The organism is Pandoraea faecigallinarum (assembly GCF_001029105.3).
GTDB classification, from domain to species: Bacteria; Pseudomonadota; Gammaproteobacteria; order Burkholderiales; family Burkholderiaceae; genus Pandoraea; species Pandoraea faecigallinarum.
Genome location: NZ_CP011807.3, coordinates 1,368,494 through 1,394,015, shown reverse-complemented (window position 1 = coordinate 1,394,015; position 25,522 = coordinate 1,368,494). Strand labels below are relative to the sequence as shown.

Annotated in this window: 20 protein-coding genes and 1 pseudogene; 5 read left to right on the top strand and 16 right to left on the bottom strand. The window is 62.4% G+C overall.

The genetic code is table 11. The features are described 5' to 3' along the window. Positions 1-17: 17 nt before the first annotated feature. From AB870_RS06275 to AB870_RS06250, 6 genes and pseudogenes are all read right to left on the bottom strand, one after another. Positions 18-1,124 carry an ATP-binding protein gene (locus tag AB870_RS06275; protein ID WP_084664087.1) on the bottom strand — a complete coding sequence of 369 codons (1,107 nt, stop codon included), beginning with the start codon at positions 1,122-1,124 and terminating at the stop codon, positions 18-20. Positions 1,125-1,167: 43 nt separating this feature from the next. Beyond that, positions 1,168-2,088 (bottom strand): hypothetical protein, encoded by a 921-nt coding sequence (locus AB870_RS06270; protein ID WP_047907354.1) that lies wholly within the window; start codon positions 2,086-2,088, stop codon positions 1,168-1,170. Between the two features lie 37 nt (positions 2,089-2,125). After that, positions 2,126-3,433 carry a replication-associated recombination protein A gene (locus AB870_RS06265; RefSeq protein WP_047907353.1) on the bottom strand — a complete coding sequence of 436 codons (1,308 nt, stop codon included), beginning with the start codon at positions 3,431-3,433 and terminating at the stop codon, positions 2,126-2,128. 82 nt (positions 3,434-3,515) lie between these two features. After that, positions 3,516-3,869 (bottom strand): annotated as a pseudogene (locus AB870_RS06260) (AAA family ATPase); the annotation flags it as partial. A gap of 133 nt (positions 3,870-4,002) precedes the next feature. Further along, on the bottom strand, positions 4,003-4,653 hold the full coding sequence (gene lolA / locus AB870_RS06255) for an outer membrane lipoprotein chaperone LolA (protein ID WP_047907351.1): 651 nt from the start codon (positions 4,651-4,653) through the stop codon (positions 4,003-4,005). Between the two features lie 5 nt (positions 4,654-4,658). Next, positions 4,659-6,980 carry a DNA translocase FtsK gene (locus tag AB870_RS06250; protein WP_047907350.1) on the bottom strand — a complete coding sequence of 774 codons (2,322 nt, stop codon included), beginning with the start codon at positions 6,978-6,980 and terminating at the stop codon, positions 4,659-4,661. 326 nt (positions 6,981-7,306) lie between these two features. Between AB870_RS06250 and trxB the strand changes: the two genes are divergently transcribed. The 3 genes from trxB to AB870_RS06235 all read left to right on the top strand — a co-directional run bounded on the left by trxB (position 7,307) and on the right by AB870_RS06235 (position 9,709). Further along, entirely contained in the window at positions 7,307-8,263 is a 957-nt protein-coding gene (trxB, locus tag AB870_RS06245) for a thioredoxin-disulfide reductase (protein ID WP_047907349.1), read from the top strand. A gap of 82 nt (positions 8,264-8,345) precedes the next feature. Beyond that, a complete protein-coding gene (locus AB870_RS06240; protein ID WP_047907348.1) occupies positions 8,346-9,002 on the top strand; it encodes a Smr/MutS family protein in 657 nt (218 codons plus the stop codon). An 86-nt stretch (positions 9,003-9,088) separates the two neighbouring features. After that, complete coding sequence (locus AB870_RS06235) at positions 9,089-9,709, top strand: trimeric intracellular cation channel family protein (RefSeq protein WP_047908871.1); 621 nt, start codon at positions 9,089-9,091, stop codon at positions 9,707-9,709. A 195-nt stretch (positions 9,710-9,904) separates the two neighbouring features. Here the strand turns inward: AB870_RS06235 and AB870_RS06230 are convergent, their stop codons facing one another. The 5 genes from AB870_RS06230 to AB870_RS06210 all read right to left on the bottom strand — a co-directional run bounded on the left by AB870_RS06230 (position 9,905) and on the right by AB870_RS06210 (position 15,899). Beyond that, the gene (locus tag AB870_RS06230; RefSeq protein WP_010805431.1) at positions 9,905-10,243 is read right to left on the bottom strand and encodes a P-II family nitrogen regulator; all 339 of its coding nucleotides are present in this window, start codon (positions 10,241-10,243) and stop codon (positions 9,905-9,907) included. 103 nt (positions 10,244-10,346) lie between these two features. After that, a complete protein-coding gene (locus AB870_RS06225) occupies positions 10,347-12,509 on the bottom strand; it encodes an NAD(+) synthase (protein WP_047908870.1) in 2,163 nt (720 codons plus the stop codon). A 220-nt stretch (positions 12,510-12,729) separates the two neighbouring features. Beyond that, a complete protein-coding gene (locus tag AB870_RS06220; protein ID WP_047907347.1) occupies positions 12,730-13,866 on the bottom strand; it encodes a GNAT family N-acetyltransferase in 1,137 nt (378 codons plus the stop codon). 166 nt (positions 13,867-14,032) lie between these two features. Further along, the gene (gene ppa / locus AB870_RS06215) at positions 14,033-14,560 is read right to left on the bottom strand and encodes an inorganic diphosphatase (RefSeq protein ID WP_047907346.1); all 528 of its coding nucleotides are present in this window, start codon (positions 14,558-14,560) and stop codon (positions 14,033-14,035) included. Between the two features lie 172 nt (positions 14,561-14,732). Further along, positions 14,733-15,899 (bottom strand): alpha-hydroxy acid oxidase, encoded by a 1,167-nt coding sequence (locus AB870_RS06210; protein ID WP_047907345.1) that lies wholly within the window; start codon positions 15,897-15,899, stop codon positions 14,733-14,735. 258 nt (positions 15,900-16,157) lie between these two features. Between AB870_RS06210 and AB870_RS06205 the strand changes: the two genes are divergently transcribed. Next, positions 16,158-16,973, top strand: a complete 816-nt coding sequence (locus AB870_RS06205) for an IclR family transcriptional regulator (RefSeq protein WP_047907344.1) — start codon at positions 16,158-16,160, stop codon at positions 16,971-16,973. A gap of 121 nt (positions 16,974-17,094) precedes the next feature. Here the strand turns inward: AB870_RS06205 and AB870_RS06200 are convergent, their stop codons facing one another. From AB870_RS06200 to AB870_RS06180, 5 genes are all read right to left on the bottom strand, one after another. After that, complete coding sequence (locus AB870_RS06200) at positions 17,095-18,006, bottom strand: dihydrodipicolinate synthase family protein (protein ID WP_047907343.1); 912 nt, start codon at positions 18,004-18,006, stop codon at positions 17,095-17,097. Positions 18,007-18,053: 47 nt separating this feature from the next. Beyond that, on the bottom strand, positions 18,054-19,784 hold the full coding sequence (locus AB870_RS06195) for an ABC transporter permease subunit (protein ID WP_047908869.1): 1,731 nt from the start codon (positions 19,782-19,784) through the stop codon (positions 18,054-18,056). Between the two features lie 93 nt (positions 19,785-19,877). Next, the gene (locus AB870_RS06190; RefSeq protein ID WP_047907342.1) at positions 19,878-20,999 is read right to left on the bottom strand and encodes an ABC transporter ATP-binding protein; all 1,122 of its coding nucleotides are present in this window, start codon (positions 20,997-20,999) and stop codon (positions 19,878-19,880) included. A gap of 45 nt (positions 21,000-21,044) precedes the next feature. Beyond that, positions 21,045-22,118 carry an ABC transporter substrate-binding protein gene (locus AB870_RS06185; protein WP_047908868.1) on the bottom strand — a complete coding sequence of 358 codons (1,074 nt, stop codon included), beginning with the start codon at positions 22,116-22,118 and terminating at the stop codon, positions 21,045-21,047. 204 nt (positions 22,119-22,322) lie between these two features. Next, on the bottom strand, positions 22,323-23,759 hold the full coding sequence (locus tag AB870_RS06180; RefSeq protein WP_047907341.1) for an FAD-binding oxidoreductase: 1,437 nt from the start codon (positions 23,757-23,759) through the stop codon (positions 22,323-22,325). A gap of 270 nt (positions 23,760-24,029) precedes the next feature. Here AB870_RS06180 and AB870_RS06175 point away from each other — a divergent pair, with 270 nt between their 5' ends. Continuing rightward, positions 24,030-25,505, top strand: coding sequence for an aldehyde dehydrogenase family protein (locus AB870_RS06175; protein ID WP_047907340.1), 1,476 nt, complete (start codon positions 24,030-24,032; stop codon positions 25,503-25,505). Positions 25,506-25,522 lie beyond the last annotated feature (17 nt).

Here is a 25,522-nt window from a genome sequence, read left to right as displayed (position 1 = left end):
TCAATATTTGGTGAAAATCAACAGTTAGGGCATGTATCTACAACCTCATTAACGAAGGTAGTAACACGATCCTTGCTCAAAAGGGGAAGCAGGTTGACCGATTCGCCCACCCTTTCGAGGACGGCAGTCCTCTTACCTTCCCGTTCCGCAGAGCTTGTGTTGGAGATTATCTCTCGGATCTTGTCCTGAACAATCGGCCTAGTCGTCTGCCAAGCAACATTATTATCATTGAAGCCGGACCAATCCTCCTTGACCGCATTTTCCTTGTTCAAGAAATCGGCCTGAACGATAAAGGTATATCGCTTCGCCTTCTCCGTCCGACCATCAAGAATGCGTTCAACGTCAGTGCCACGCCACTTGCAATCACCCACGGCTCGATTCGTTACCCACCATGCAATCCCATGCTGCTTAGTGGTCTTGTCCGCCTTCAGAGTATCTATGTGGTAAATCTTAACCGTACCGTAGCCAGGAACGTCAACATCAACGATAGATAATGAGGACTTGCTGATATCGCTGAAGGTGATGGGGCTTCCATTCAGGATGACCTTGAACGAAGGGTTAGCTAGAAACCGACTACCGAGCAATTCTCTAGCCTGCTCTACGGACAAGTTGGTTTGACGAATTTCACCTTCACCAGTGATTGTGGTGCCATGTCCTTCCACGCCAGATTCAACGTACTCAACAAGCTCAGTGATCAAAGGCTTGTTTGATGTTCTACTGACCTTATAAACGAATTTTTGGCCGTCCTTTATGGATGTAATGAAGTAACTCTGGCTCAAGCAGAAGCTGGCAAAGCGCCCTTTGCCATTCTTCCCGAAGACGAACCGTGGAAGCCCCTCTACATCTGGTGGCGGTGCAGTGGTTGGACCCGTTTTGCTGATACGGTCATAGGACATGGCACGCCAGATGTAGTCAAACTCATCCTTGGTCATGCCTTTGCCGTTGTCCGAGATAGAGAATTGCTTGTTCTTCTTCGGATCGGCCCAGTCTATTTTTACTTCAGTGGCGTATGCATCCCAGCAGTTTGCAACCAACTCTACGATTGCCGTGCTGGGATTGGTGATGATGGAGCCGGCCCAGCTTTCAAGAAAGCGGTCTTCGTAGAAAATATCTTCTTGTTGCACAGCCCCCTCCAAATTATTTTTGCTCTTTACGAGGTATACCGTCTCATTTAAGCAGGCGGATTTCTTCCCGAAGTTCATCTACCGAATCAGAACTGTCGTCCCACTCATGGCTTCCCTTTCTCAGCTTCTCCAAGAAAGCATTCACCGATGAGATCTTATACAGCAGGTCCCTGAACACATCTACTATCGAAACGAATTCGTTGGAGAAGCTAGTGAAACGAATGGACACTTCACGATAATAGCCCTGGCGCTCATCATGCCCACCATAGGTGTCTTGCTCTTTCAGAACTCGCAGCAGGAACTGATCGGAAGTCTCACCTTTACCTTCAAGGCTCAGATAGTGCTGTAGTTTTTCAGGCTGCTCAAAGGCTATGAACTTAAGAAAGGAATCTTGTTGCCAGCCCTCCCTCAAAAGCCGAGTATAAATATTAGATACGAAGTCGTGGAGAAACTTTCCATAACTGGACAGTACCGTTTCGCCCTTGAACGAATTAATATCTAGAGAAGCCTTTGAGTGAATAAAGCACAACAGGGTATCAATGTAAATATCCGAATCCCTCTTAATGAAGCTCACCACATCCCGCCACTCATGCAACGGAGAACTCCATTTTGAACTCAACTCCCTACCAACCTTTTGAAGCTTAAGCTGAAGCTCATTAATCAAGGAATTGGCTTGCTTGCTCAATTCTTCGCTCTTGGATACCTTCAATGACTCTTTTGTATAGGTCTTCGCATCCTGCCAAAAGTTGAACATGGCATTGTATTTATTGAGGATATCCTCATCACTCGCCGTTCTATGCAGCCTATGCAGCTCTTCAATGACCGGCGAGTAGTCCACCAAGACCTGGACCTCACCTTTTGGCTTGAAAAGATCAGCAAACTCAGGAAGTGAGAGTCCTTCAGAAAGGTAGCCAATCTGCCCCTTCTTATTTCTAGTTGCGATCATGAATTTCTGATCAGCCATGCATCCCCCTCAGTTCAAAGCTACTTTTTAGTAGAGTCTATTTTTTTCCAGCTTCTTCATCCCACTTCTTCAGCATGGACAGCTTCTCACCAATCTTGATTTCCAAGCCTCTAGGAACAGGTTGATACCAACCAGGTTCTTCTATACCGTCAGGCAGATAGGTTTCACCAGCAGCATAAGCATTAGGTTCATCATGAGCATATCGGTATTCATGCCCATATCCTAGCTCCTTCATGAGCTTCGTAGGTGCATTGCGAAGATGAACAGGAACCTCTCTTGATTTATCCTGTTTCACGAAGGCTCTTGCTTGGTTGTATGCGTTGTATCCAGCATTGCTCTTAGCAGCTACAGCTAGATAGATGACAGCTTGACCAAGTGCCAATTCACCTTCAGGGCTTCCCAACCGCTCATAGGTCAGTGCTGCATCGTTGGCTATCTGCATGGCTCTCGGATCAGCCAAGCCAATGTCTTCCCAAGCCATGCGAACAATCCGCCTTGATAGATACCTTGGATCAGCGCCACCGTCCAACATGCGTGTCAGCCAGTAGAGGGCCGCATCTGGATTGGAGCCACGAACAGACTTGTGCAAGGCAGAAATCTGGTCATAGAAGTTGTCTCCACCTTTATCAAAACGCCTTGAATTCAAGGTCAAGGCGTTCTGGATGAAGTCTGTATCAACCTTGTGGATACCAGCAGCACCAGCAGCCGTTTTGCACTGTTCAAGCAGGTTTAAGAACCTTCTTGCATCACCATCTGCATAGCCAATGATGGTATCTACTGTTTTATCTTCAAACTCCAAGTCACCAAGAGCACCTTCTTCTTGGACACGCTTCAAGAGCAGCTTCAATTCTTCTTCTGTTAGTGACTTCAGCACATAGACTTGAGCACGAGACAGAAGAGCAGAATTAACCTCAAAAGAAGGGTTCTCAGTGGTGGCACCAATGAAGGTGAACAGCCCTGATTCCACGTGAGGCAACAAGGCATCTTGTTGAGACTTATTGAACCTGTGAATTTCGTCTACGAACAAGATGGTGTTCTTGCCCTGAGCAAGATATTGCCTTGCCTGATCCATTGCCTCTCTGATGTCTTTGACACCAGACAAGACCGCAGACAGTGCTATGAACTCACACTTGAAGGCTGTAGCTGTGAGCCGCGCCAAGGTGGTTTTACCAACACCCGGCGGCCCCCAGAAGATCATGGAGTGAGGTTTTCCCGACTGGAAAGCCAGTCTCAATGGCTTGCCTTCACCCAGCAAGTGAGACTGCCCAATGACCTCGTCCAAGGTCTTGGGGCGAAGGGCTTCAGCGAGTGGTGCAGCAGGCTCTTGTGCGAACAAATCAGGCATGGTTTCCCACCTCAGAACAATGGGGAAGCCCAAAAATTTGCACAATCACCTTCCTAACCAATTGATTTATATAGTGGTTGACAGCTTTGTTGAAGCGATGCACCTCGTCGACGAACACGACTGTCTGCTTGCCCTGCGCGCGCTGGATCTGCGCCGCCTCCACGGCATCCCGAATGTCCTTCACGCCGGAGAGCACCGCCGAGAGTGCGATGAAGTACGCCTTGAAGGCGTCCGCCATGAGGCGCGCGAGCGTCGTCTTGCCGACACCGGGCGGCCCCCACAGAATCATCGAATGCGGGCGGCCCGCCTCGAATGCGACGCGCAACGGCTTGCCCTTGCCCAGCAAGTGGCGCTGGCCAATCACGTCGTCGATGGTGTGGGGGCGAAGGCGCTCGGCCAAAGGCACCGAAGCCGACAAAGGGGCGTCGTTTGGCATGTTCTCAAGCAACACGGCCGGGGAATCCCCGGTCGCAGTCAGATAATCGGATGTCCCATTATGCCAGCCCCTCGGCCAGCTCGCCCGTAATGCGTTTGCCGGGCGACGGGGACGGAGCAGACGCCGCCCGGGCTCACCCCTTGATCACGTCGGCCCCCTTGGGCACGGTGAACTTGAAGTTGCCCGCCGGCAGCGATGGGTTCTTCTGCATGTTGCTGAACGTGAGCAAGGTCACGTTGCCGAACGCATCGTACAGTTCCATCGCGGCAAGATTGCCGTCGCGAAACCCGATGCCGACACGCTGGAATTGCGTGTCCTGCGACTTCGGCTTCAGTTCCACCCAGTCGATACCGTTCTTTACGCCGGCGTCCTTGAGCGAAAAGCTCTTTTCAATATCGTTGCTGCCGAAGAGAATCGCCGCCGGGCTCGCGCCCAACGAGTCGCCGAGCTTGCGCTCGGTGACCTGATTCAGATCCTTGTCGTAGACGTAAAGCGTAGTACCGTCCGCCTGCAACAATTGGTCGTAAGGCTTCGTGTAATGCCAGACGAACTGACCGGGACGCGAGAACTCGAACGTGCCCGAGGCATTGTTGGTCACCTTCATCGCGCCGTCCTGCTGGCCCTTGACCTGTTTCTGCTCGAACTCGCCACGCGCCGATTTCACTTGCGCCGCGAACGCCTTGAGTTGTGCCGTACCGCTGGCATACGCCGGCGCGACCAACGCCGCCAGCGTCACACCGGCGGCACCCACCATGAGCGGCAAACCGCGCTTGAATCCCAGCATGTTCCTTATTCTCCCTCGCGATTCGGCACCAGAATTTCCCGGTTGCCGTTGCTCGCCATCGCCGACACCACGCCGGACTGTTCCATCTGTTCGAGCAGTCGCGCCGCCCGGTTGTAGCCGATGCGCAAATGGCGCTGCACCAGCGAGATCGACGCACGCCGCTGCTTGAGCACCACGGCCACCGCCTGATCGTACAGAGGGTCGGACTCGCCGCCCCCCTCGCCGGTTCCGCCGCCCGCGCCGTCGATACCGCCGTCTTCGCCTTCCGTTCCGCCTTCCAGAATGCCCTCGACGTAATTCGCCTCGCCCTGCTCCTTGAGCCGCTCGACCACACGATGCACTTCGTCATCGGAGACGAACGCCCCATGCACGCGCAACGGCAAACCGGTGCCCGGCGGCATGTAGAGCATGTCGCCCATGCCAAGGAGCGTCTCCGCCCCCTGCTGGTCCAGAATCGTGCGCGAATCGATCTTCGAGGACACCTGGAAGGCCACACGCGTTGGCACGTTCGCCTTGATAAGCCCCGTAATCACGTCGACCGACGGACGCTGTGTCGCCAGAATCAGATGAATACCGGCCGCGCGCGCCTTCTGTGCAATGCGTGCAATCAATTCCTCGACCTTCTTGCCGACGACCATCATGAGGTCGGCCAACTCGTCGATCACCACGACGATGTACGGCAGGCGCTGCAATGGCTCGGGCGCTTCCGGCGTCAGCGAGAACGGATTCGGAATATGCTCTTCGCGCTTGGCCGCATCGTCGATCTTGTTGTTGTAGCCCGCCAGATTGCGAACGCCGAGCTTGCTCATCAATTTGTAGCGACGTTCCATCTCGGCGACGACCCAGTTCAGCGCATGGCCCGCCTGGCGCATGTCCGTCACTACCGGACACAGCAAATGCTGGATACCTTCGTACATGCTCATTTCGAGCATCTTCGGGTCGATCAGGATGAGCCGCACCTGCTCCGCCGTCGCCTTGTACAGCAAGGACAGGATCATCGCGTTGATCCCCACCGACTTGCCCGAGCCCGTGGTGCCCGCGACCAGTAAGTGAGGCATCTTCGCCAGATCGGCCACGACCGGTTTGCCGCCGATATCCTTGCCGAGCGCCAGCGTGAGCAGCGACGACGAACTGTTGTACACCTCCGAGCCGAGAATTTCGGTCATGCGCACCGTCTGACGACGCGGGTTCGGCAATTCCAGCCCCATGTAATTCTTGCCGGGGATAGTCTCGACCACGCGGATCGACACCAGCGACAGCGAACGTGCCAGATCCTTCGCGAGATTCACGATCTGGCTGCCCTTCACGCCGGTCGCCGGTTCGATCTCGTAGCGCGTGATGACGGGGCCGGGATAAGCGGCCACCACACTCACTTCGACACCGAAATCCTTGAGTTTCTTCTCAATCAGGCGCGACGTGAATTCCAGCGTCTCGGCCGACACGGTTTCCTGCGCCACTGGCGCGGCATCGAGTAGTGCCAGCGGCGGGAGGATGGAGTCCGGCAGATCGGCGAACAACGGTGCCTGCTTCTCCTTCTCGACCCGCTCGCTCTTGGGCACGACCTTGACCGGCGGGACGATCTGCACCGGCTCATGGACTTCCGCGCGCACGCGGTTCTGCACGACCGCGCCTTCACGGGCGATGGCCGCCTCCTCGCCCAGGCGCCGGTCCCGACGCGCCTCGCGGCGGCGGCGGATCACGGTGCCCGTGTCGAGAATCAGCGCGCCAACTTTCTCGGCGGCCGACAGCCAGGAGAAATGGAACAGCAGCGAGAGGCCGAAGGCAAAGATCAGCAGCAACGCCAGTGTGCCGCCCGTAAAACCGAGCGCATGCTGGAAGAAGCCGCCGACCGTCTCACCGATGACACCGCCCGAGGCCCGCGGCAGTTGGGCCTTGAAACGGTAAAGACGCAGGGATTCGATGCCCGCGCTCGAGAGCAGCACCATCAGGGAGGAGACGATCTCCACCCAGCCGCCGCTCGCCAGGCGCTCGCGCAACGGAGGCGCTTCGCGCTTCGCGGAGATCCGGCGGTAGCCCGAGATCACCCGGCGGGCGATGAACACCACCAGCCAGTAAGCGGACAGGCCGAGCATGAGCAGCAGCATGTCGGCGACCCATGCGCCAACGCGTCCTGCCCAGTTGGAGATACGCTCCACGTGCGCCGCATGTGTCCAGCTGGGGTCCAGACGGCTGTACGAGAACAGCGCCATCAACAGGAACACCATCAGCGCGACCTGCGCCATCCAGCGGATTTCATGGAAGAGGTGCGTCACCCGATTGGGCAACGACGATCCGGCACCAGCAGAGTAGGAAGATTTCGTCGTCATCAAGCCATGCGGTTGGGCGGGCAGACGGGCGGCCTGCCGCGCGGCAAGACTCCATTGTAAACAACTATTACCTCCATATTTGCAGGAAAAGGTGACAAGCAGTAACGCCGGGGCTTCCGGGGCGCCGGCCGGTTCCGGCCCGTCGCGGCCCGCCGTTCGTGAACGTCGGCGGGGATCGCAGGCTATCGCGCCGATTGTGAGGCTCCATCAACGAAACGATGCGCCCCCCTTATAATGACGGTTTGCGTCGTCTGCCCGCGACCGCGCCTGCGGGCATCCGGGTGCGGCCGGCGTCGCGAGCACCCATCCCCTTTCCGGTGAGTTCCATGTCTGCTGCCAAGCACGCCAAAGTCCTGATTCTCGGTTCCGGCCCTGCCGGCTATAGCGCCGCCGTGTATGCCGCGCGCGCCAACCTCAATCCCGTGCTGATTACGGGCATCGCTCAGGGCGGTCAGCTGATGACCACCACCGACGTCGAGAACTGGCCCGGCGACCCCACCGGTGTGCAAGGCCCCGAACTGATGGCCCGCATGCAGGCCCATGCCGAGCACTTCAACACCGAGATGATCTTCGATCACATTCACACGGTGCACCTGAACGAGCGCCCGCTGCGCCTGATCGGCGACTCCGGCGAATATACGGCCGATGCCCTCATCATCGCGACCGGCGCCTCGGCCCAGTATCTCGGCCTGCCGTCCGAAGAGGCGTTTTCGGGCCGCGGCGTTTCCGCCTGCGCCACATGCGACGGGTTCTTCTATCGCGGCAAGGAAGTCTGCGTGGTCGGCGGCGGCAATACGGCCGTCGAAGAAGCGCTCTACCTTTCGAACATCGCCAGCAAGGTCACGGTAATCCACCGTCGCGACAAGTTCCGCGCCGAGCCGATCCTGATCGACCGTCTGCTGGAAAAGGCCAAGCAAGGCGTGGTCGAACTGAAGTACGACAGCGTGCTCGACGAAGTGACGGGCGACGACAGCGGTGTGACCGGCGTTCGCATCAGGAATACGAAGACGGGCGCACACGAAGACATCTCGCTGCATGGGGTGTTCATCGCTATCGGCCACAAGCCGAATACCGACATCTTCGAGGGCCAGCTGGAAATGAAGAACGGCTACATCGTCACCCACAGCGGCCTGAACGGCAACGCCACGGCCACCAGCGTGCCCGGTGTTTTCGCCGCCGGCGACGTGCAGGATCACATCTACCGTCAGGCGATCACCAGCGCCGGCACGGGCTGCATGGCCGCGCTCGACGCCCAGCGTTACCTCGAAAACCTCGATCAGTAAGCGCTCGCCCGCCCTGCGGCGGCGCCCCGGCTGTGTGACGTCTCACGCGCTCGGGCGCCGCCGTCGTTTGCCGCGCACGACCATGAGCAAGAAGCCACCGAAACTCAGTCTCAGCGATCTCCACGGCCTGCGCGACACGCTTGCCAGACAGAGCGCCGCCCGCGAAGCCGAACGCATTGCCGCGGCCGAGCGGGCCGCCCAGGCCCGGCGCGACGCCAACGTATTTCGCGACAGCATCGGCGACATCGCCCCGCTCACCAGTAAGGGCTCGACCAACCGTGTCGAGCATCCGCGCCTTGCGCCCGAGCCGGTGGCGCGTCAAACGAAGGAAGACGAAGCGGCCGTGTTGCATGAGTCCCTCTCGGACGAATTCGATCCCGAAGCCCTGCTCGACACGGACGACCGCCTGTCATACCGGCGCCCCGGCATCAGCCACGACGCCGTACTCAAGCTGCAGCGCGGCGACTGGGTGGTGCAGGCGCAGATCGATCTGCACGGCATGCGCCGCGACGAAGCCCGCGAAGCGCTGTCGGCGTTCCTGCACGACGCCGTCAAGCGCGGCCTGCGCTGCATTCGCGTCATCCACGGCAAGGGCCTCGGCTCGGTGAATCGCGAACCGGTACTCAAGGACAAGGTGCGCGGCTGGCTCGCCCAGAAGAACGAGGTGCTGGCGTGGGCGCAGGCACAGGGACGCGACGGCGGGGGCGGTGCGCTGGTAGTATTGCTCCAGGCTTCGTAACCCAGAGCATCTCGCCTGGCCGGCTGACGCCCGGACGGCGTTGCCACATGCGGCTCCCCTGACAGGATTCGCCGATGATTAACGAGATGAGCGCCCAGCTACATACGATCCTGGCCATCATGGAGGCCATCGCCGTATTGTCGTGCGCCATCTCCGGCTTTGCCGAAGCCCGCAAGCAGCACCTCGACCCGGTCGGCGCCTTCGTCCTGGCCTTCGCGACCGCTTTCGGCGGCGGCACGCTGCGCGACGTGCTGCTCGATCACCGTCCCTTCTACTGGGTCCAGCATCAGTGGTACTCGGTCATCATTCTCGTGTTGTCGCTGTCCACCTCCGCCGTGCTCAAGCTCGTCTCGCGCGTGGCGACCGAGCGCGTGCTCCTGATTACGGATGCGATCGGGCTGGGGTTCTTCAGTGCATCGGGCACGTCGCTGGCGTTGCAGACCGACATGTCGGCGTTCATGTCAGTGATGATGGGGGTCATCACCGGCGTGGGTGGTGGCGTGCTTCGCGACATTCTCTGCAACGAGGTGCCGCTGGTGCTGCGCGACACGCGTCCCTATGCCGTATGCGCCTTCATCGGGGGATGGATCTACATCGCGCTCACTTACGCCGATCTCGATCCCGTATACACGCTCTCGATCAGTTCGTTTTCGGTGATTTTCGTGCGCTTGATTACCGTGGCGTTCGACGTCCGGCTCAAATCGTAAGCACGGGCGTCTTCGCGCCATCGTCCACTTGCCGGTACACCGGCACAATGGCACAACGGCACACAACCCGAAACGCCGAAGGGCGACGCCGCTCGCTCGCAGCCGTCGCCCTTCGTTGTACCGCGTAGCTCACGGCATCGCCCGGCGCCACATCGCCACAGCATCGGCTGTGGCGGCTATGCCGTTCAGGCGGCCTCAGACCGCCTGCTCACCCTCTTCGCCCGTACGAATGCGGATCACGCGCTCGACGTCCGTCACGAAGATCTTGCCGTCGCCGATCTTGCCGGTGCGCGCAGCGCCCAGTACAGCGTCGATGACCTGCTCCGCCTGTGCCGCGCTCACCACGACTTCGATTTTGATCTTCGGCAGGAAGTCGACCACGTATTCGGCGCCGCGATACAGCTCGGTGTGTCCCTTCTGACGGCCGAAGCCCTTCACTTCCGTGACGGTGAGACCGGTCACGCCGACTTCGGCCAGCGCCTCGCGCACTTCGTCGAGCTTGAAGGGTTTGATGATGGCAGTTACGCGTTTCATTGTCGCCTCGATATCTTGGTTGGATGGTTCTGTCATTTCGCCGGGCTATTGTACCGGGCCGGGACCGCATGCCCGCGAGTCGGACGATCCGCGCGCCCGCGGCTCACGCGTGAGGATCGTCCGACACCGTATCCAGATCTGCGAGCCACACCACCGACTCCGAGTCGCTCGGTGCACGCCAGTCGCCGCGCGGCGAGAGCGAGCCGCCCGTGCCGACCTTCGGCGCGTTCGGAATGCACGAACGCTTGAACTGGCTGGTTCGGAAGAAGCGGTCCAGAAAGATGCGCAGGTTGCGCTTGATCGCGACCAGATCGTAAGCGTTGCGCGACAGATGGCCCTCCTCCGGCCAGCGCCCTTGCGAGGCATCATGCCAGGCGCTCCACGACAGGAACGCCACCTTGCGTGGCGCGTACCCAAAGCGCAGCGTGTAGTAGAGGTTGAAGTCCTGCAATTCGTACGGTCCGATGAAATGCTCGGTGCGCTGCTCGGGCGCGCCGTTGGCCTTGCCCGGCACCAGTTCGGGGCTGATCTCCGTTTCCAGAATGTCGATCAGGACGTTGCGACGCTGCGCGGCATCCTTCGCGCCCCTGTCCGGCTTGTCGGCCCTATCCGCCCTATCAGCCTTTTCCGCCCTATCGACCTTGTCCGCCTTGCCCGGCTTCGCGGACGCTGCGCCGCCAAGCTGGCCGGTCTCCGCCACCCAGCGCACGAGGTGCATGATGAGCGTTTTGGGCACACTGGCGTTCACGTTGTAGTGCGACATGTGGTCGCCCACACCATAGGTGCACCAGCCCAGCGCCAGTTCGCTCAGATCGCCGGTGCCGATCACGATGGCACCGAGATGATTCGCCAGACGGAACAGATGATTGGTCCGCTCGCCCGCCTGCACGTTCTCGAAGGTGACGTCGTAGACGTCTTCCCCCCTTGAGAACGGATGATCGAGGTCCTTGAGCATCTGCATGCAACTCGGACGAATGTCGATCTCGCGAGCCGTGCAGCCGACCGCCTCCATCAGTTCGCGCGCCTGACGCAGCGTGCGCTCGCTCGTGGCGAACCCCGGCATCGTGTACGCCAGAATATTCGTGCGCGGCAGGCCGAGCCGGTCCATGACCTTGGCGCATACGAGCAGCGCATGCGTCGAGTCCAGCCCGCCGGACACGCCGATCACGACCTTCTGAATCTTCGACGACGCAAGGCGCTGCATCAACGCCTGCACCTGAATGTTGTACACCTCGTGGCAGCGCTCGTCGCGACGTTGCGCATCGGACGGCACGTAAGGGAAGCGCGCGATGGCGCGCGCGAGCGGCAGTTCGACGTCGCGCGGCACCGTGACGTCCACCCGGATCGTACGAAAGCGTGCGACCTCATCGGCATGCCGGCGCACCGACACGCCGAACGTCGTCTGATGCATGCGCTCGCGGGCAAGGCGCTCCAGATCCACGTCCGCGAAAATCAGATGCGATTCGCTGGCAAAGCGCTCGGATTCGGCCAGCATGTCGCCGTTCTCGTAGATGAGCGCCTGACCGTCCCACGCGAGATCGGTGGTCGATTCGCCCTGACCGGCCGAGGTGTACAGATACGCGGCCAGGCAGCGCGCCGACTGCTGACCGACCAGTTGATGGCGATATGCCGACTTGCCGACCACAACGTTCGACGCCGACAGGTTGACGAGCACCGTGGCCCCGGCCAGCGCCGCAAACGACGACGGCGGCACCGGCACCCATACGTCTTCGCAGATCTCGCAATGAAAGCGCAGCAGTGGCTGATCGGCCGCTTCGAAGATGAGCGAGCCGAACGGGACATCGACACCGAGCAGCGTCACCGTATCCACACCCGCATCGTCGGCCGCGTTGAACTGACGCGCCTCGTAGAACTCGCTGTAGTTCGGCAGATAGGTCTTGGGCACGACACCGTGAATGCGTCCGCGCGCGATCACCACGGCGCAGTTGAACAGACGCTGCTGCACGCGCACCGGCATGCCGACGATCAGCGCCGGTCCCAGTTCGCGGCTCGCGGCCACGATATCGGCGAGCGCGGCGTCGCACGCATCGTGCAAGGCGCGCTGCTGGAACAGGTCTTCGCAGCTATAGGCGGGAATGCCGAGTTCGGGAAAGGCGACGAGCACCGCGCCCTGCGCGTCGGCCTGTCTGGCGAGCGCTATGGTCTGCGCAGCGTTGAAAGCGGGATCGGCGACGCGGCATTGCGGCACTCCGACGGCCACACGCGCGAAATCGTGATTGTAGAGATTGAGAAATCGGTTGGTCATGTCGGCGGCTACCATGCATCGCCCGGGTGCCGCAACGCCGGCAGGCATGACAACCGTCGTTTGCCCGGCTGGCGCGCCCGCCCGCGAACGGCGGGCGTAAGAACCGCCAGTATATTACGCGGGACCTTGCCGTGCCGGCGCCCGTCGGGGCTTACATGTCGCCACGCGCGGCGGTGGGGCGCCGCGGGCCGGTCATGCCTGTCGCCGGAACGCACTGCGATCAGGGCGCGGGACGCTTGAATGGCGTGTGCGCCTCAAGTTCGCCGATATGCTCGTCCATCGCCGAAGTCTCCCTGTCCAGAAAATCCTCGATGGCCTGCGCGAAGCGCGCATCGGCGATCCAGTGTGCCGACCAGGTGGGAGTCGGCAACAGCCCGCGCGACATCTTGTGCACGCCCTGCGCGCCGCCCTCGAAGCTGCGCAACCCGTTGGCGATGCAGTACTCGATGCCCTGCGCATAGCAGGTTTCGAAGTGCATGCCGGAGACAAAATCCGTCGTCCCCCAATATCGCCCGTACATCGTGTCGCCGCTTACCACGTTCAGTGCGCAGGCCAGCGGCGCGCCCTCGCGCTCGGCCATGACGATCAGCAATGCTTCGGGCATCGTGGCATGGAGCCGCCCGAAGAATTCCCGGCTCAGGTAAGGCGCGTTCCAGTGCTCGCGGTAGGTGTTCTCGTAGCACCGGTAAAAGAAATCGAGCGCGGCATCGTCGATCTGCGCACCGCGCAGCCACCGGTACGTCACGCCTGCCTCGCGCACGCGGCGACGGTCCTGCCTGAGCTTCTTGCGCTTTTCCTGATTCATCTGCGCGAGGAAGTCGTCGAACGTCGCGAAACCCGCATTCTCCCAGTGGAACTGCACGCCTTCACGCAGCATGTAGCCCGCTTCGGTGAGCGCGGCCAGATCGTCGTCGTGGGTGAAGAGCACATGAATGGACGACAACTCAAGCTGTTTCGCGAAGGCGATCGCCCCGCGCGCCAACGCCACGCGATCCGCCTGCGTGCGCGCCAGCAGACGGGGCCCCGTCACCGGCGAGAACGGCACCGCGCAAAGCAGCTTCGGGTAGTACGCCAGGCCGTGTCGCACAAATGCATCGGCCCAGGCGTGATCGAAGACGTACTCGCCGCGGGAGTGCGATTTGACATAAAGGGGCATGGCGCCCACGAGGACGTCATCCGCCTGCATCAACAGATAGGCCGGCTGCCAGCCCGTGCGCTTCGAGGCGCACCCCGTCTCATGCATCGCATGCAGGAACGCGTGCTGCACGAACGGGTTGTCGCCCGCGAGCGCGTTCCACGCGTCGGCCGGTACGTCTTCGATCGATTGCACTACACGGATGACTACGTCGCTGCTCACTTCTCACCTCGTTTGCAAACCGGCGAGCGCCACCGCCTGCCGCGCGCCGGCATGAAACATCCCCATTGGCCGTCATTGTCGCCGAACAAAAAACCCGGCTTCGAGCCGGGTTTTTCATCGACGTCGACGCGCGACGTCAGGCGCAATTGCACTCGCGGGAAACTGCTCACTTCTTGGCGTTGGCCACGCCGTCGACGATTTCCTTGTGGGCGGCGTCGATACCTTCCCAGCCTTCGACCTTGACCCACTTGCCCTTCTCCAGCGCCTTGTATTGCTCGAAGAAGTGCTTGATCTGGTCCTTCAGGTAACCCGGCACGTCGTCGATGGACTTCATATGTGCCGTCATCGGGCAGATCTTGTCGACCGGCACGACGACGAGCTTGGCGTCCACCCCCGATTCGTCCGTCATGTTGAGCATGCCCAGCGCGCGGCAGCGAACCACCGAGCCGGCCAGCAGCGGGAACGGGGTGACGACCAGCGCGTCGACGGGGTCGCCGTCGCCGGCGAGCGTTTGCGGAATGAAGCCGTAGTTGGCCGGGTAGCGCATGCCCGTGCCGATGAAGCGGTCAACGACCAGCAGGCCCAGATCCTTGTCGGCTTCGTACTTCACCGGGTCGCTTTGCGCCGGGATCTCGATGATGACGTTGAAATCGTTGGGGATGTCCTTGCCGGCAGGCACGTGGTTGAAGCTCATGATGGCATTCCTGTGTGTAGAAAATGGCATGCCGCCGCACGGCGCGCACGCCCGCCAGACTGCCGGATGCCACGCCGCCCGACGGCAATCGGGCGCGGAACATTATAGCGGGTTTGCCCGGTTCCCCATGTTTCGCCCGACGGCCGATGCCGGTAGACGGCGATGCACGACGCTATGCCCGAAGCGACGGCAACGGCACCAGCCGCTGCGGCGTAAGATCGGTCACGTTCGTACAGCCGAGCAGTTGCATCGTGGTGCGCAACTCGCCCAGCAATAACGCCAGCACGCCGGCCACGCCCGGTGCGCCTCGCGACGCCACGCCGTACAGCGGGGCCCGTCCGAGCAGCACGCCCTTCGCGCCAAGGGCAACGGCTTTCGCCACGTCCGCACCGCGGCGCACACCGCCGTCGAGAAAGACGGACATCGCCGGGCCGCCGGCACTCAGCGCGTCGACGATCATCGGCAAGGCTTCGACGGGTGCCAGCGTACTGCCCAACTGACGTCCGCCATGGTTGGAAACGATGATGCCGTCTGCGCCATGTGTCTGCGCGCGGCGCGCGTCCTCGACCGTCAGAATACCCTTCACCAGCACTTCGCCCGGCCAGTGGCGTCGCACCCACGCCAGATCGTCCCAGCTCATCGACAGGTCCATCTGACGGCTGAGCATCGCGGCATGCCGCGCCAGATCCGCCCGCTCGCCCACGCTCTTTGCGATGTTGCGCAGTTGCGGCGCGCCGCCCACCAGCATTTGCCAGCTCCAGTGCGGGTGCCGCACGCAATCCGCCACCAGACGCGGCGTAAAACGCAGCGGCAGCTTGAAACCGTTGCGCGTGTCGTGATCGCGCTTGCCGTGCACCGGTGTGTCGACGGTCAGCATCAGCGTGCGAAACCCCGCCTCGCGCGCCCGGCGCATCATACTCTCGGCAATACGGCGGTCCTGTTGCACGTAGAGCTGGAGCCAGAGTTCACCCTCGGGAACGGCCGCGCGAACGTCTTCGAGTAACGAGGTGGAGGCCGTCGACAGAACGAACGGCAGGCCGGCGTCGGCCGCCGCGCGCGCGAGCAATTCGTCGGCTCGGGGCCAGAACAGGCCGTTCAGGCCGGTCGGCCCGACCACCATCGGCGCGGCGGCGTCGCGCCCCCAGAACGTCGTGCGGCTCGACGTTTGCGACGTGTCGATCATCACGCGCGGCGCGAACCCCCACTGCCCGAACGCCGCACGGTTGCGGCGCAGGGCATCGCCGTCCTCCGCCCCGCCTTCCAGGTAATCGAACGCCAGCTTCGTCAGTCGGCGGCGCGCCGCCAGACGGTAATCCTCCACGCAGGAAAACGCGTGCATTGCTCCCCCTGTTCCGGTCCTATCGAAATTGCCGAGTTGTCGTCGATGCGTTGCCGCGTCGCTACGTCTGTCTATGTCTCTATGCGGCTATATCGCGGCGGTGCCGCTCACCGTCCCGTCAGGGTAAGTTCGCTACTTGGGCACAAACAATTGCATTACAATCACAATCATTACAATCCGAACATACTCACTCACGCCATGCCGCGCTCATCCACCGGGCCGTCGCGCTCTTCAGCGGACCTCTCCGCTTCCGGTTCCGTGCCATCGGAGCGCGGCGCAGCGAACCCGTCACGCTCGCCGCGTTCTTCGCTTTTCGTCGGCTCGACCGAGAAGACCTTTCAGGTCCTGCATGCGTTCGACGGCCCTGCGCGCTACATGACGCTAGGCGACATCGCCAAGGCGGCGGACCTCGACCGTAGCGCCACGCAGCGGCTCGTGCATACGCTCGAAGCGCTGGGCTATCTCTACCGCGTGCCCGAGACCCGCACGTATGGCCTGACGACCAAGGTGTTGCAGTTCTCGTACAACTACATCCGCGCGAACGAGCTGGTCGACAAGGCGTCGCCGTACCTGCTCGACATCAGCCGCCGCGTGGGCGAGACCACCAACCTTCAGGAACTCGACGGTCACGAGATCGTGTTCGTCGCCCGCTTCCCCGGCCAGCATCTGGTGAATATCGACATCGTGGTCGGCGCGCGTCTGCCCGCGATGTTTACGGCCTCGGGCATCGCCATCCTGTCGCGGCTGCCCGACACGCGGGTGCGCGAGATCCTCTCCGGCACGGCCCTCGAACCGATGACGCCGTACACGCTCATCGACGAAAAGAAGTTGCTCGAACGGATTCAGACGACCACACGTCGCGGCTATGCAATCGTCGAGAACGAAACCGTGATGGGCGACATCTCGGTCGCCGCCCCCATCACCGATCACGACGGCCATGCCGTCGCTGCCATCAACATTTCGGTCCCGACCTCGCGCTGGACACGCGAGCGCGCCGAAGCCGAACTCGCACCGCACATTCAGGTTGCCGCGACCTCGATCTCGAAGTCACGCCTATCGACGTTCCGGCGATAAGCCGCCCGGCCATCGCGCGCCGCGGCGCTTCGGCGGCCCGGCGGTTCGTTCGAACCGCCAACCGGCGACATTCGTCCCCCCCGCCGCCAACGCGCGGTCAGCGGGGCAGCGGGGCAGCGGGTCAGCGCCCTTCGAAAATCGCGAGCTGGCGCTTCAGCTCTTCGCGCAGCTCGGCCGACAACGCAGGCGCGGGCGGCACGAGCGGCGCCAGCATCGCGGGCGCGTTCACCCCGATCAGATCCATCACCGACTTCATCGGGCCGGGGTTCGTCTCGGCGAACGCCAGATTCATCAGCGGAATCAGCGAGCGATGAAGTGCCAGCGCCTCGGCCGTTCTGCCGTCGCGCGCGAGCGAGAAGATGCGTTGCCAGGCCGTGGGCAGCAGCGATGCCGTCACCACGATCCCGCCGCGCGCACCCGCCGCCACGTGCAGCGGGAACAGCGTGTCTTCGCCGCTGAGCACGGCAAACGATTCGTCGACACCGGCGATCGTGCGCAGGAAATGCCACATGTCGGTATTGCACGCTTTCATGCCGATGATGTTTTCATGGCGCGAGAGTTCATGCAGCACTTCGGGGGCAATCGCGATACGTGTGCGATACGGAATTTCGTAGATCAGGATGGGCAGCGGCGACTCGTCGGCATAGCGCAGGAAATAGTCGCGAATACCCGCTTGCGTCGGGTTCGTGTAATACGGCGTGAGCACCAGCAGACCGTGCGCACCCGCGGCGGCGAAGTCGCGGCCTGCCTCGATGGCGTCGTGATATCCCGGGTCGAGCACGCCGGCGATCACCGGCACGTCGCGCCCGTGTGCCTCGACTTCCTGTGCCGCGAGTTCGGCCATGCGCACGCGCTCGGCGCGCGAGAGCGCACCGTACTCGCCGGTGCCGCCCAGCGGCACCACACCGTCGATGCCCTGCGCGAGCAGGTAGCGCATGAGCGCGCGTGCGGCGTCGGTGTGAATCGAATCGTCGGCATTCACCGGCGTGGGGATCGCCGGGAAGATGCCCTTGAGTTGTGCGGAGCGAAGCATGAGTTAAACGTCCGTGAATCGTGAGTTCGTTGAAATCGGATACCGCGTCAGGCGGCGAGGCTGCGAAGGCTGCGAGTGCGCAGACGCTCGGCCACCCAGATCAGTGCGGCGATGAAAAGGAACAGACACGTGGAGACCGCGGCAATGACCGGCGAGATCTGCATCGTGATTTCGTCCCAGAACTGCTTGGGCAGCGTGGTCGACAGACCGCCCGAGGTGAACAGTGCAATCGTGAGTTCGTCGAACGACGTGGCGAACGCGAACAGGAACGACGACAGCAGGCCCGCGCCGAGGATCGGGAACGTCACACGGCGCAGCGTCGCCCAGGGGCGAGCCCCCAGGCTGTAGGCCGCCAGATCGAGACGCGTGTCGTAGTTGCGCAGCACCGCCATCATCGTGATGACGACATACGGCACGGCCACCACGGTGTGGGCGAGGGTCAGGCCCACGCTGGAGCCGACCAGACCGATCTTCGCGAAGAAATAGAACACGCCGACGGCGAGAATCATGCGCGGCACCACAATCGGTGCGAGCACGAAGGCGAGCATCGCCGACTTGCCGCGCATGCCGCCGCGCACCAGCAGGAATGCCGCAGGCGTGCCGATCAGCATCGACAGCAACCCGGCGCCGATACCCACGAGCATCGATCGCGTCACGGCCTGCATCCACAGCGGCGAATCCCAGATCTGCTGATACCACTGGAGCGAGAAGCCCTTCGGCGGCCATGCCAGCCCCGACGCGGCGTCGACCGACATCGGAATCATCAGCAACGCGGGCGCGGCGAGGAACACCACCAGCAGGAAAACGATCACGCGCAAGAGCGGCCCGTCGCCCTGCTCGCCCTTGTGACGCGGCAGCACGCGCAATAGCACATCGGTCGCACTGCCCAGCGTGGCGAGGACCTTCTCGCCCAGCGTGCGGGTCCAGCCGCCACGGCGTTTGCCCGCCTTCACGTCGCCCGCGCCGCCGGCCATCGTCGACAGGCCGACCATGCGGTCGTAGACGAAGAACACCACCAGCACCACCGCGAGCAACAGCACGGAGATCGCACCGGCAAAGCCCCAGTTCAGCGCCTGCATGACCTGATCGATGATGAGCTGCGTAATCATCGTTTCGTGACGCCCGCCCAACAGCGTCGGCGTGATGAAAAAGCCGATGGCGGTGACGAAAACCATCAGCGCACCGGCCGCCACGCCGGGCAACGACAGAGGGAAGTACACACGCCAGAACACCGTGCCGGGACGCGCACCCAGGGTCGACGCGGCGCTCGGCAAACGGCGGTCGATGTTCTCCATGACGGAGAGCATCGTGAGCACGGCAAGCGGCATGAGCGCGTGCACCATGCCCAGCACCACTGCGGGAAAGCTGTACAGCAGCGAGAGCGGCTGATCGATCAGACCGAGATCGAGCAGCGTGCGGTTGACGACGCCATTACGGCCGAGCAGCACCACCCACGCGAAGGTGCGCACGAGGAAGCTGGTCCAGAACGAGAGCAGCAGCCAGAACAGCAGTCGCTGCTTGCGCGCGCCGGACAGCGTGGACAGCCGGTAGGCAATCGGATAGCCGGTCAGCACCGCGAAGAAGGTCGTGTACAGCGAGACCTTGAGTGTGATGAGCACGACCTCGACGTACACCGACGAGGCGAATAGACGCTGATATTCGGCGAGCGTGAAGCCTGCCTCGCCGCGAATGCTCAGCAGCAACAGCTGGCCGACCGGATAGATCAGCATCACGGCGAGAAGAATGACGATGGGCGCGGCCATGAGCAGCGGACGCATGCGTACATGCCAGCGCGGGCGGTGCGGCGCCGGCTGCGTCGGCTGGGACGGCTGGGAGGGCGAAGGACGGACCACGGCAGATGCACTCATGGCTTACCCCGCAATCGCCACGGCGTCGTCGGCATGCCAGGCAAGGCCCAGCGTCTGACCGATTTCGTAACGGTTGCCCTGACGATGTGTCGGGAAGGCCGCCACGAGTGACTTGCCCGCGTCGGAGTCCCTGGCGCCGGTCACCGGCGATTGCAGATACAGCTTCGTCATGCCGCCCGTGACCATGATGTCGGTCAGTTTGGCGGAGATCGTCGCCACGCCGCCGGGCGTATTCGGCCCGTCATGGACATGCAGGTTTTGCGGACGCAGCATCAGCTTGACGGGACGGCCACGCTCGACCTGCGCGTCGTAGACCATCGCAAGCGCACCGTTGGCCGCGTCCACGCCCGGCATCGCCACACGCACCCGGTCGCCCGTGCGCTCGAGCACGGTGGCGTCGAGCAGGTTGGACTCGCCGAGGAAGTCGGCCACGAACACGCTTTTCGGACGGAAGTACAGGTCGTCCGGCGTGCCCAGTTGCGCGATCTCCCCCGCGTTCATCAGGCAAATGCGATCGGACATCGTCATCGCCTCTTCCTGATCGTGCGTCACGTACACGATGGTCGTGCCGAGTTCGCGGTGAATGCGCTTGATCTCGAGCTGCATGTGATCGCGCAGCTTCTTGTCGAGCGCGCCCAGCGGCTCGTCCATCAGAATGATCGACGGCCGGTAGACCATGCAGCGCGCAAGCGCGATGCGCTGCTGCTGACCACCCGAGAGTTCGCGCGGATAGCGCTGCGCCACATGCGGCAGATGCACCATTTCCAGCGCGTTCATGACCATCTTGCGAGCGGCCTGTGCGTCGATGCGACGCATCTGCAACGGGAAAGCGATGTTCTCCGCGACCGTCATGTGGGGGAACAGCGCGTAGTTCTGAAACACCATCCCGATATCGCGCTCGTACGGCGCGCCGTACGTGACATCGGTCCCGTTGATGCGGATCGCACCCGCATCGGGCTGCGACAGGCCGGCGATGAGCGAGAGCAACGTGGTCTTGCCCGAGCCGCTGGGGCCGAGCAAGGTCAGGAATTCGCCCTGAGCGACATCGAGGTCGGTCGGCGCCAGCGCCACAAAATCGCCGTAGCGTTTGGACAGGCCCGAGACTTGAAGATTGGCAACGGTCATGAGATCAGCACCCCAAAAAACGTGAAACGGAACAGCAGGTGAGGATCAGGTCAGGATCCAGCGGTTGAAGCGTTCGAGCGCAACGCTCTGATTCTGCTGCCAGAACTGCGCGTTGATGTGCACACCGCTCTTCATGTTTTCCGGGAACGTCGGGCAGTGCCTGGCGATTTCCGGCTTCACGTAGTTGAACGCTTCCGGTTGCGTCATACCGGCCGGGAAGTACTTGACCAGTTCCGCCTGACGCTTCGGGTCGCTCGCGAACTTGATGAACTCGCGGCACGCGGCGGCGTTCGGTGTGCCCTTCAGAATCGACCAGTTATCGCAGCCCCAGATATTCTGGTTCCACACGATCTCGACCGGCACACCGTTGGCTTGCGCCGACTGCGCACGCGAGGCCCACGTGGCGACCATGTCCACTTCGCCCGAGCCCAGCATCTGCTCGACCTGCGCACCGGTCGTCCACCACACGGCGACTTGCTTGGCGATCTTGTCGAGGCTCCTGAAAGCGCGGTCGAAGTCGCACGGATAGACCGAACCCGGAGCAACGCCGTCGGCCAGCAACGCTTCTTCGATGGTGTCGAACGGATACTTGCGAATCGAGCGACGGCCCGGGAAGTCCTTCACATTCCACAGATCAGCCCAGGACGACGGCGCCTTGCGGCCCTTGAACGCATCGGTGCGATAGGCAAGCACGGTCGAGTAGACGTTGGTGCCCACGCCGAACGGCGACATGTATTGCTTCGGGATCCTGGCGATGGTCGGATCCGACTCGAGACCGTGACGCTCCAGATATTCCTTGCCGCCCGAAGTCAGCAGCAAAATGGCGGGCTGGCTGATCTTGGCCATGTCCCACGTGTAGCTGCCGGCTTCGACCATGCTCTTGATCTGGGCGGTCGGCTCGGCGTTGGCCTGCACGCCGACCACTTCGATACCCGTCGCCTTGGCGAACGGCTTGTAGTACACGGCGTCGTACGCCTTCGTGTAGATACCGCCGTCGTCGCGCACTACGATGCGCTTGGTCGCGGCGCGCGAGGGCGTCCACACGAACGGGAAGGCGACGGCGGCCGCCCCGGCGATCGCCGTCTTCATGGCCGTGCGGCGGCCCGGTTGTGCGAGCATCGCTGCGTTGTTGCCGGTGGTGTCGAGCGAACCTGCGGAGGTCTTGCGTTTCATCATGGTCTCCGGTCTTGACTGGGAGGGTGGGCGCGGCGACGGACGCGATTTCGGCACAGCCGCCGCGCGCGCAGTTATGGCAAAACAAACAACAAACCAGAAAAGCGGAATCGGTGCGAAGCGTTTCGGAACGTCGCACGACACCGCGACTCAGGGCACGAGGCGCCCCGGGTTGAACAGCCGATTCGGATCGAGTGCGGCCTTCACCGTACGCATGAGTGCCAGCTCGGCCGGCGCCTTGTAGCGCCGCATCAGCGGCAAGCCCGTTTGTCCCACGCCGTGCTCGGCACTGAAGGTGCCGGACAGACGCGCGGCCACGTCGTTGACGCACGCGCGCATCGCATCGCCCATCGCGGCGCTGTCGGCAAGCGCCGCCCAGTCGGCGAACGAGAACATCGGAATGAAGTGCACGTTGCCGTCGCCCATATGGCCGACGATGGCGATGTCGAGTCCTGGCACGATGGCGTGTACCGCGCGGGTGGAAGCCTCGATGAACTCCGGCACGCTCGACACGGGCACGGCGCAATCGGTCGTGAGCCCGACGGCGGCCTTCTTGTTCGCCTCGCTCACGCTGTGACGCACCTCCCAGAGGTCGGCGCGCTGCGTCTCGTTCGCGGCAATGACGGCGTCCTCCACCAGCCCCTTCTCGATGGCTTCGCCCAGCGTTTCGGTGAGTACCGCTTCGAGCCCTTCGGCATCGCGCGTGTCGCCCAGTTCGACAAGCACGTGCCAGTCATGCGCACCGGTGAGCGGGTTGCGGCGATTCGGCACATGGGCCAGCACCAGATCGAGCTGGTGGCGATTCATGATTTCGAACGCGGACAGGCGTGAGCCGCAGGCGTTCTGGAACATGCCGAGAATCTGTTGCGCCGCGCCCGGATCGCGCGGCGCGAACCAGGCAAGCGCGTGATGCGTGGGCAGCGGATGCAGCTTGAGCGCGGCCGCCGTGATGATGCCCAGCGTGCCTTCCGCCCCAATGAAAAGATGCTTGAGGTCGATACCGGTATTGTCCTTGCGCAGCGCACGCAGACCGTCCCAGACCGTGCCGTCGGCCAGCACCACTTCCAGGCCAAGCACGTTCTCCCGGGTGTTGCCGTAACGCAGCACGCTCGTGCCGCCCGCGTTGGTCGAGAGCGTGCCGCCGATCTGGCAGGAGCCTTCGGCACCGAGACTGACGGGATAGAGACGTCCGACGTCGGCCGCCGCATCCTGGACCGTTTTCAGAATGCACCCGGCTTCAACGACCATCGAACCGTTCGCGGCATCGACCTGACGGATATGGCGCATGCGCGCGAGATTGAGAATGACCGGAGCGGGCCCCTGGGTCTGCGGGACCGCGCCGCCGCACAGGCTCGTATTACCACCCTGCGGGAGGATCGGCACCCCGGCCGCCGCGCACAACTTCACAATATCGCTGACCTGCGCCGTGGAGGACGGCAGCACCACGCACAGGGCTTCGCCCCGATAGCGCGCGCGCCAGTCTTCCGTGTAACCGGCGGTGTCGGTCTCGCCGGTGAGCACCGCGTCTGCGCCGAGCGCATCCCGCAACCGGTTCAACAGCGTGTCGTGCGTGACTGCATCGTTCATTGCCTGCCTGCTCCTGAAGGCTTCGCGTCGACTGGCGCCCGGCGCGTCCGAGAATCGTCTCAGGAAGTGCGCAACGAGCAGCAGTGCCGTGCCAGACGCCCGTCTGGCGATTCGTTGTAATCAAGGATAGGCGAGAAAAAATTGCAATAAAATATCTTTAATTGCAATGCACTCATTTTAGGTGTTTATGCGGATGTGACCGATACGGCGGTCAACGCTCCCGTGAGTTAAGTGATAATGGCTCCACCCTTCACACGAGGTGCAGTCGACATGCCAGAAGCTACACACTTCATCGGCAATCAGTGGGTTGCCCCGGCCAGGCGCACGGGTCCGCTGTCCACTTCCGCCAACGCTGCGAACACCGTCATCGCCGTCATCGATCCTTCCGACGGACAACCGTTTACCGAAATCGCACGCGGCGACGCCGAAGACATCGATCGCGCCGTCGGCGCAGCCCGCGCGGCCTTCGAAGGCGACTGGGGCCGCATGGCGGCAGCCGAGCGCGGCCGCATGCTTTACGCCTTCGCCGCGATTCTCGCGAAGCATCAGGAAGCCCTGGCGCAGCTTGAGGCGCGCGACACCGGCAAGCCGCTCAAACAAGCCCGGGCAGACGCCGCCGCCATCGTCCGGTACTTCGAGTTCTACGCGGGGGCGGCGGACAAACTGCACGGCGAGACCATCCCTTATCAGCAAGGCTTCACCGTCTTCACGGTGCGGGAGCCGCACGGTGTCACCGGACACATCATTCCCTGGAATTACCCGTTGCAGATCTTCGGACGCAGCGTGGCCGCCGCACTCGCCACGGGTAATGCGTGCGTCGTCAAACCGGCCGAAGATGCCTGCCTGTCGCTGCTGCGCGTGGCGGAACTCTCGAAGGAAGCCGGGTTGCCGCCGGGGGCGCTCAACGTCGTCACGGGATACGGGGCGGAGGCCGGGGCGGCACTTGCCAGACACCCCGGCGTCGACCACATCTCGTTCACAGGCTCGCCCGCGACCGGCACGCTGATCTCGCAGATGGCGGCGGCGAACCACACACCGGTCACACTGGAACTCGGCGGCAAATCGCCTCAAATCGTCTTTGCGGATGCCGACATGGACGCCGTGCTCCCCGTGGTGGTCAACGCCATCGTGCAAAACGCCGGGCAGACGTGCTCGGCCGGCAGCCGTCTGCTGGTGCAGCGCGACGCCTACGAAACGGTGCTTGCCCATCTCGCCGATGCCTTCGCACGGCTGCGCGTGGGGCCCTCGCACGACGATCTCGACCTCGGCCCGCTCATCAACGCGCGTCAGCAGCAGCGTGTGTGGGACTTCCTGTCCGAAGCGCAGCACGACGGCATTGCCGTGATGTCGCAAGGCGAAGTCGTCGGCAGTGCGCCGGAAGCGGGCTTCTATCAGGCACCGACGCTGCTGCGCGACGTGCCTCACACGCACCGTCTTGCGCGCGACGAAGTGTTCGGCCCGGTACTCGCCGCCATGCCGTTCACGGACGAAGCCGATGCGGTACGTCTGGCCAACGGCACGCTCTACGGCCTTGCCGCCGGTGTATGGACACGCGACGGCGCACGGCAGATGCGTTTGGCGCGCAACATTCGCGCGGGACAGGTCTTCATCAACAATTATGGCGCCGGCGGTGGCGTGGAATTGCCCTTCGGCGGCATGAAGCACTCCGGGCACGGCCGCGAGAAGGGTTTCGAAGCGCTTTACGGATTCACGGTACTCAAGACTGTCGCCATCCGGCACGGTTGATTCGCAGCGGCACGGAC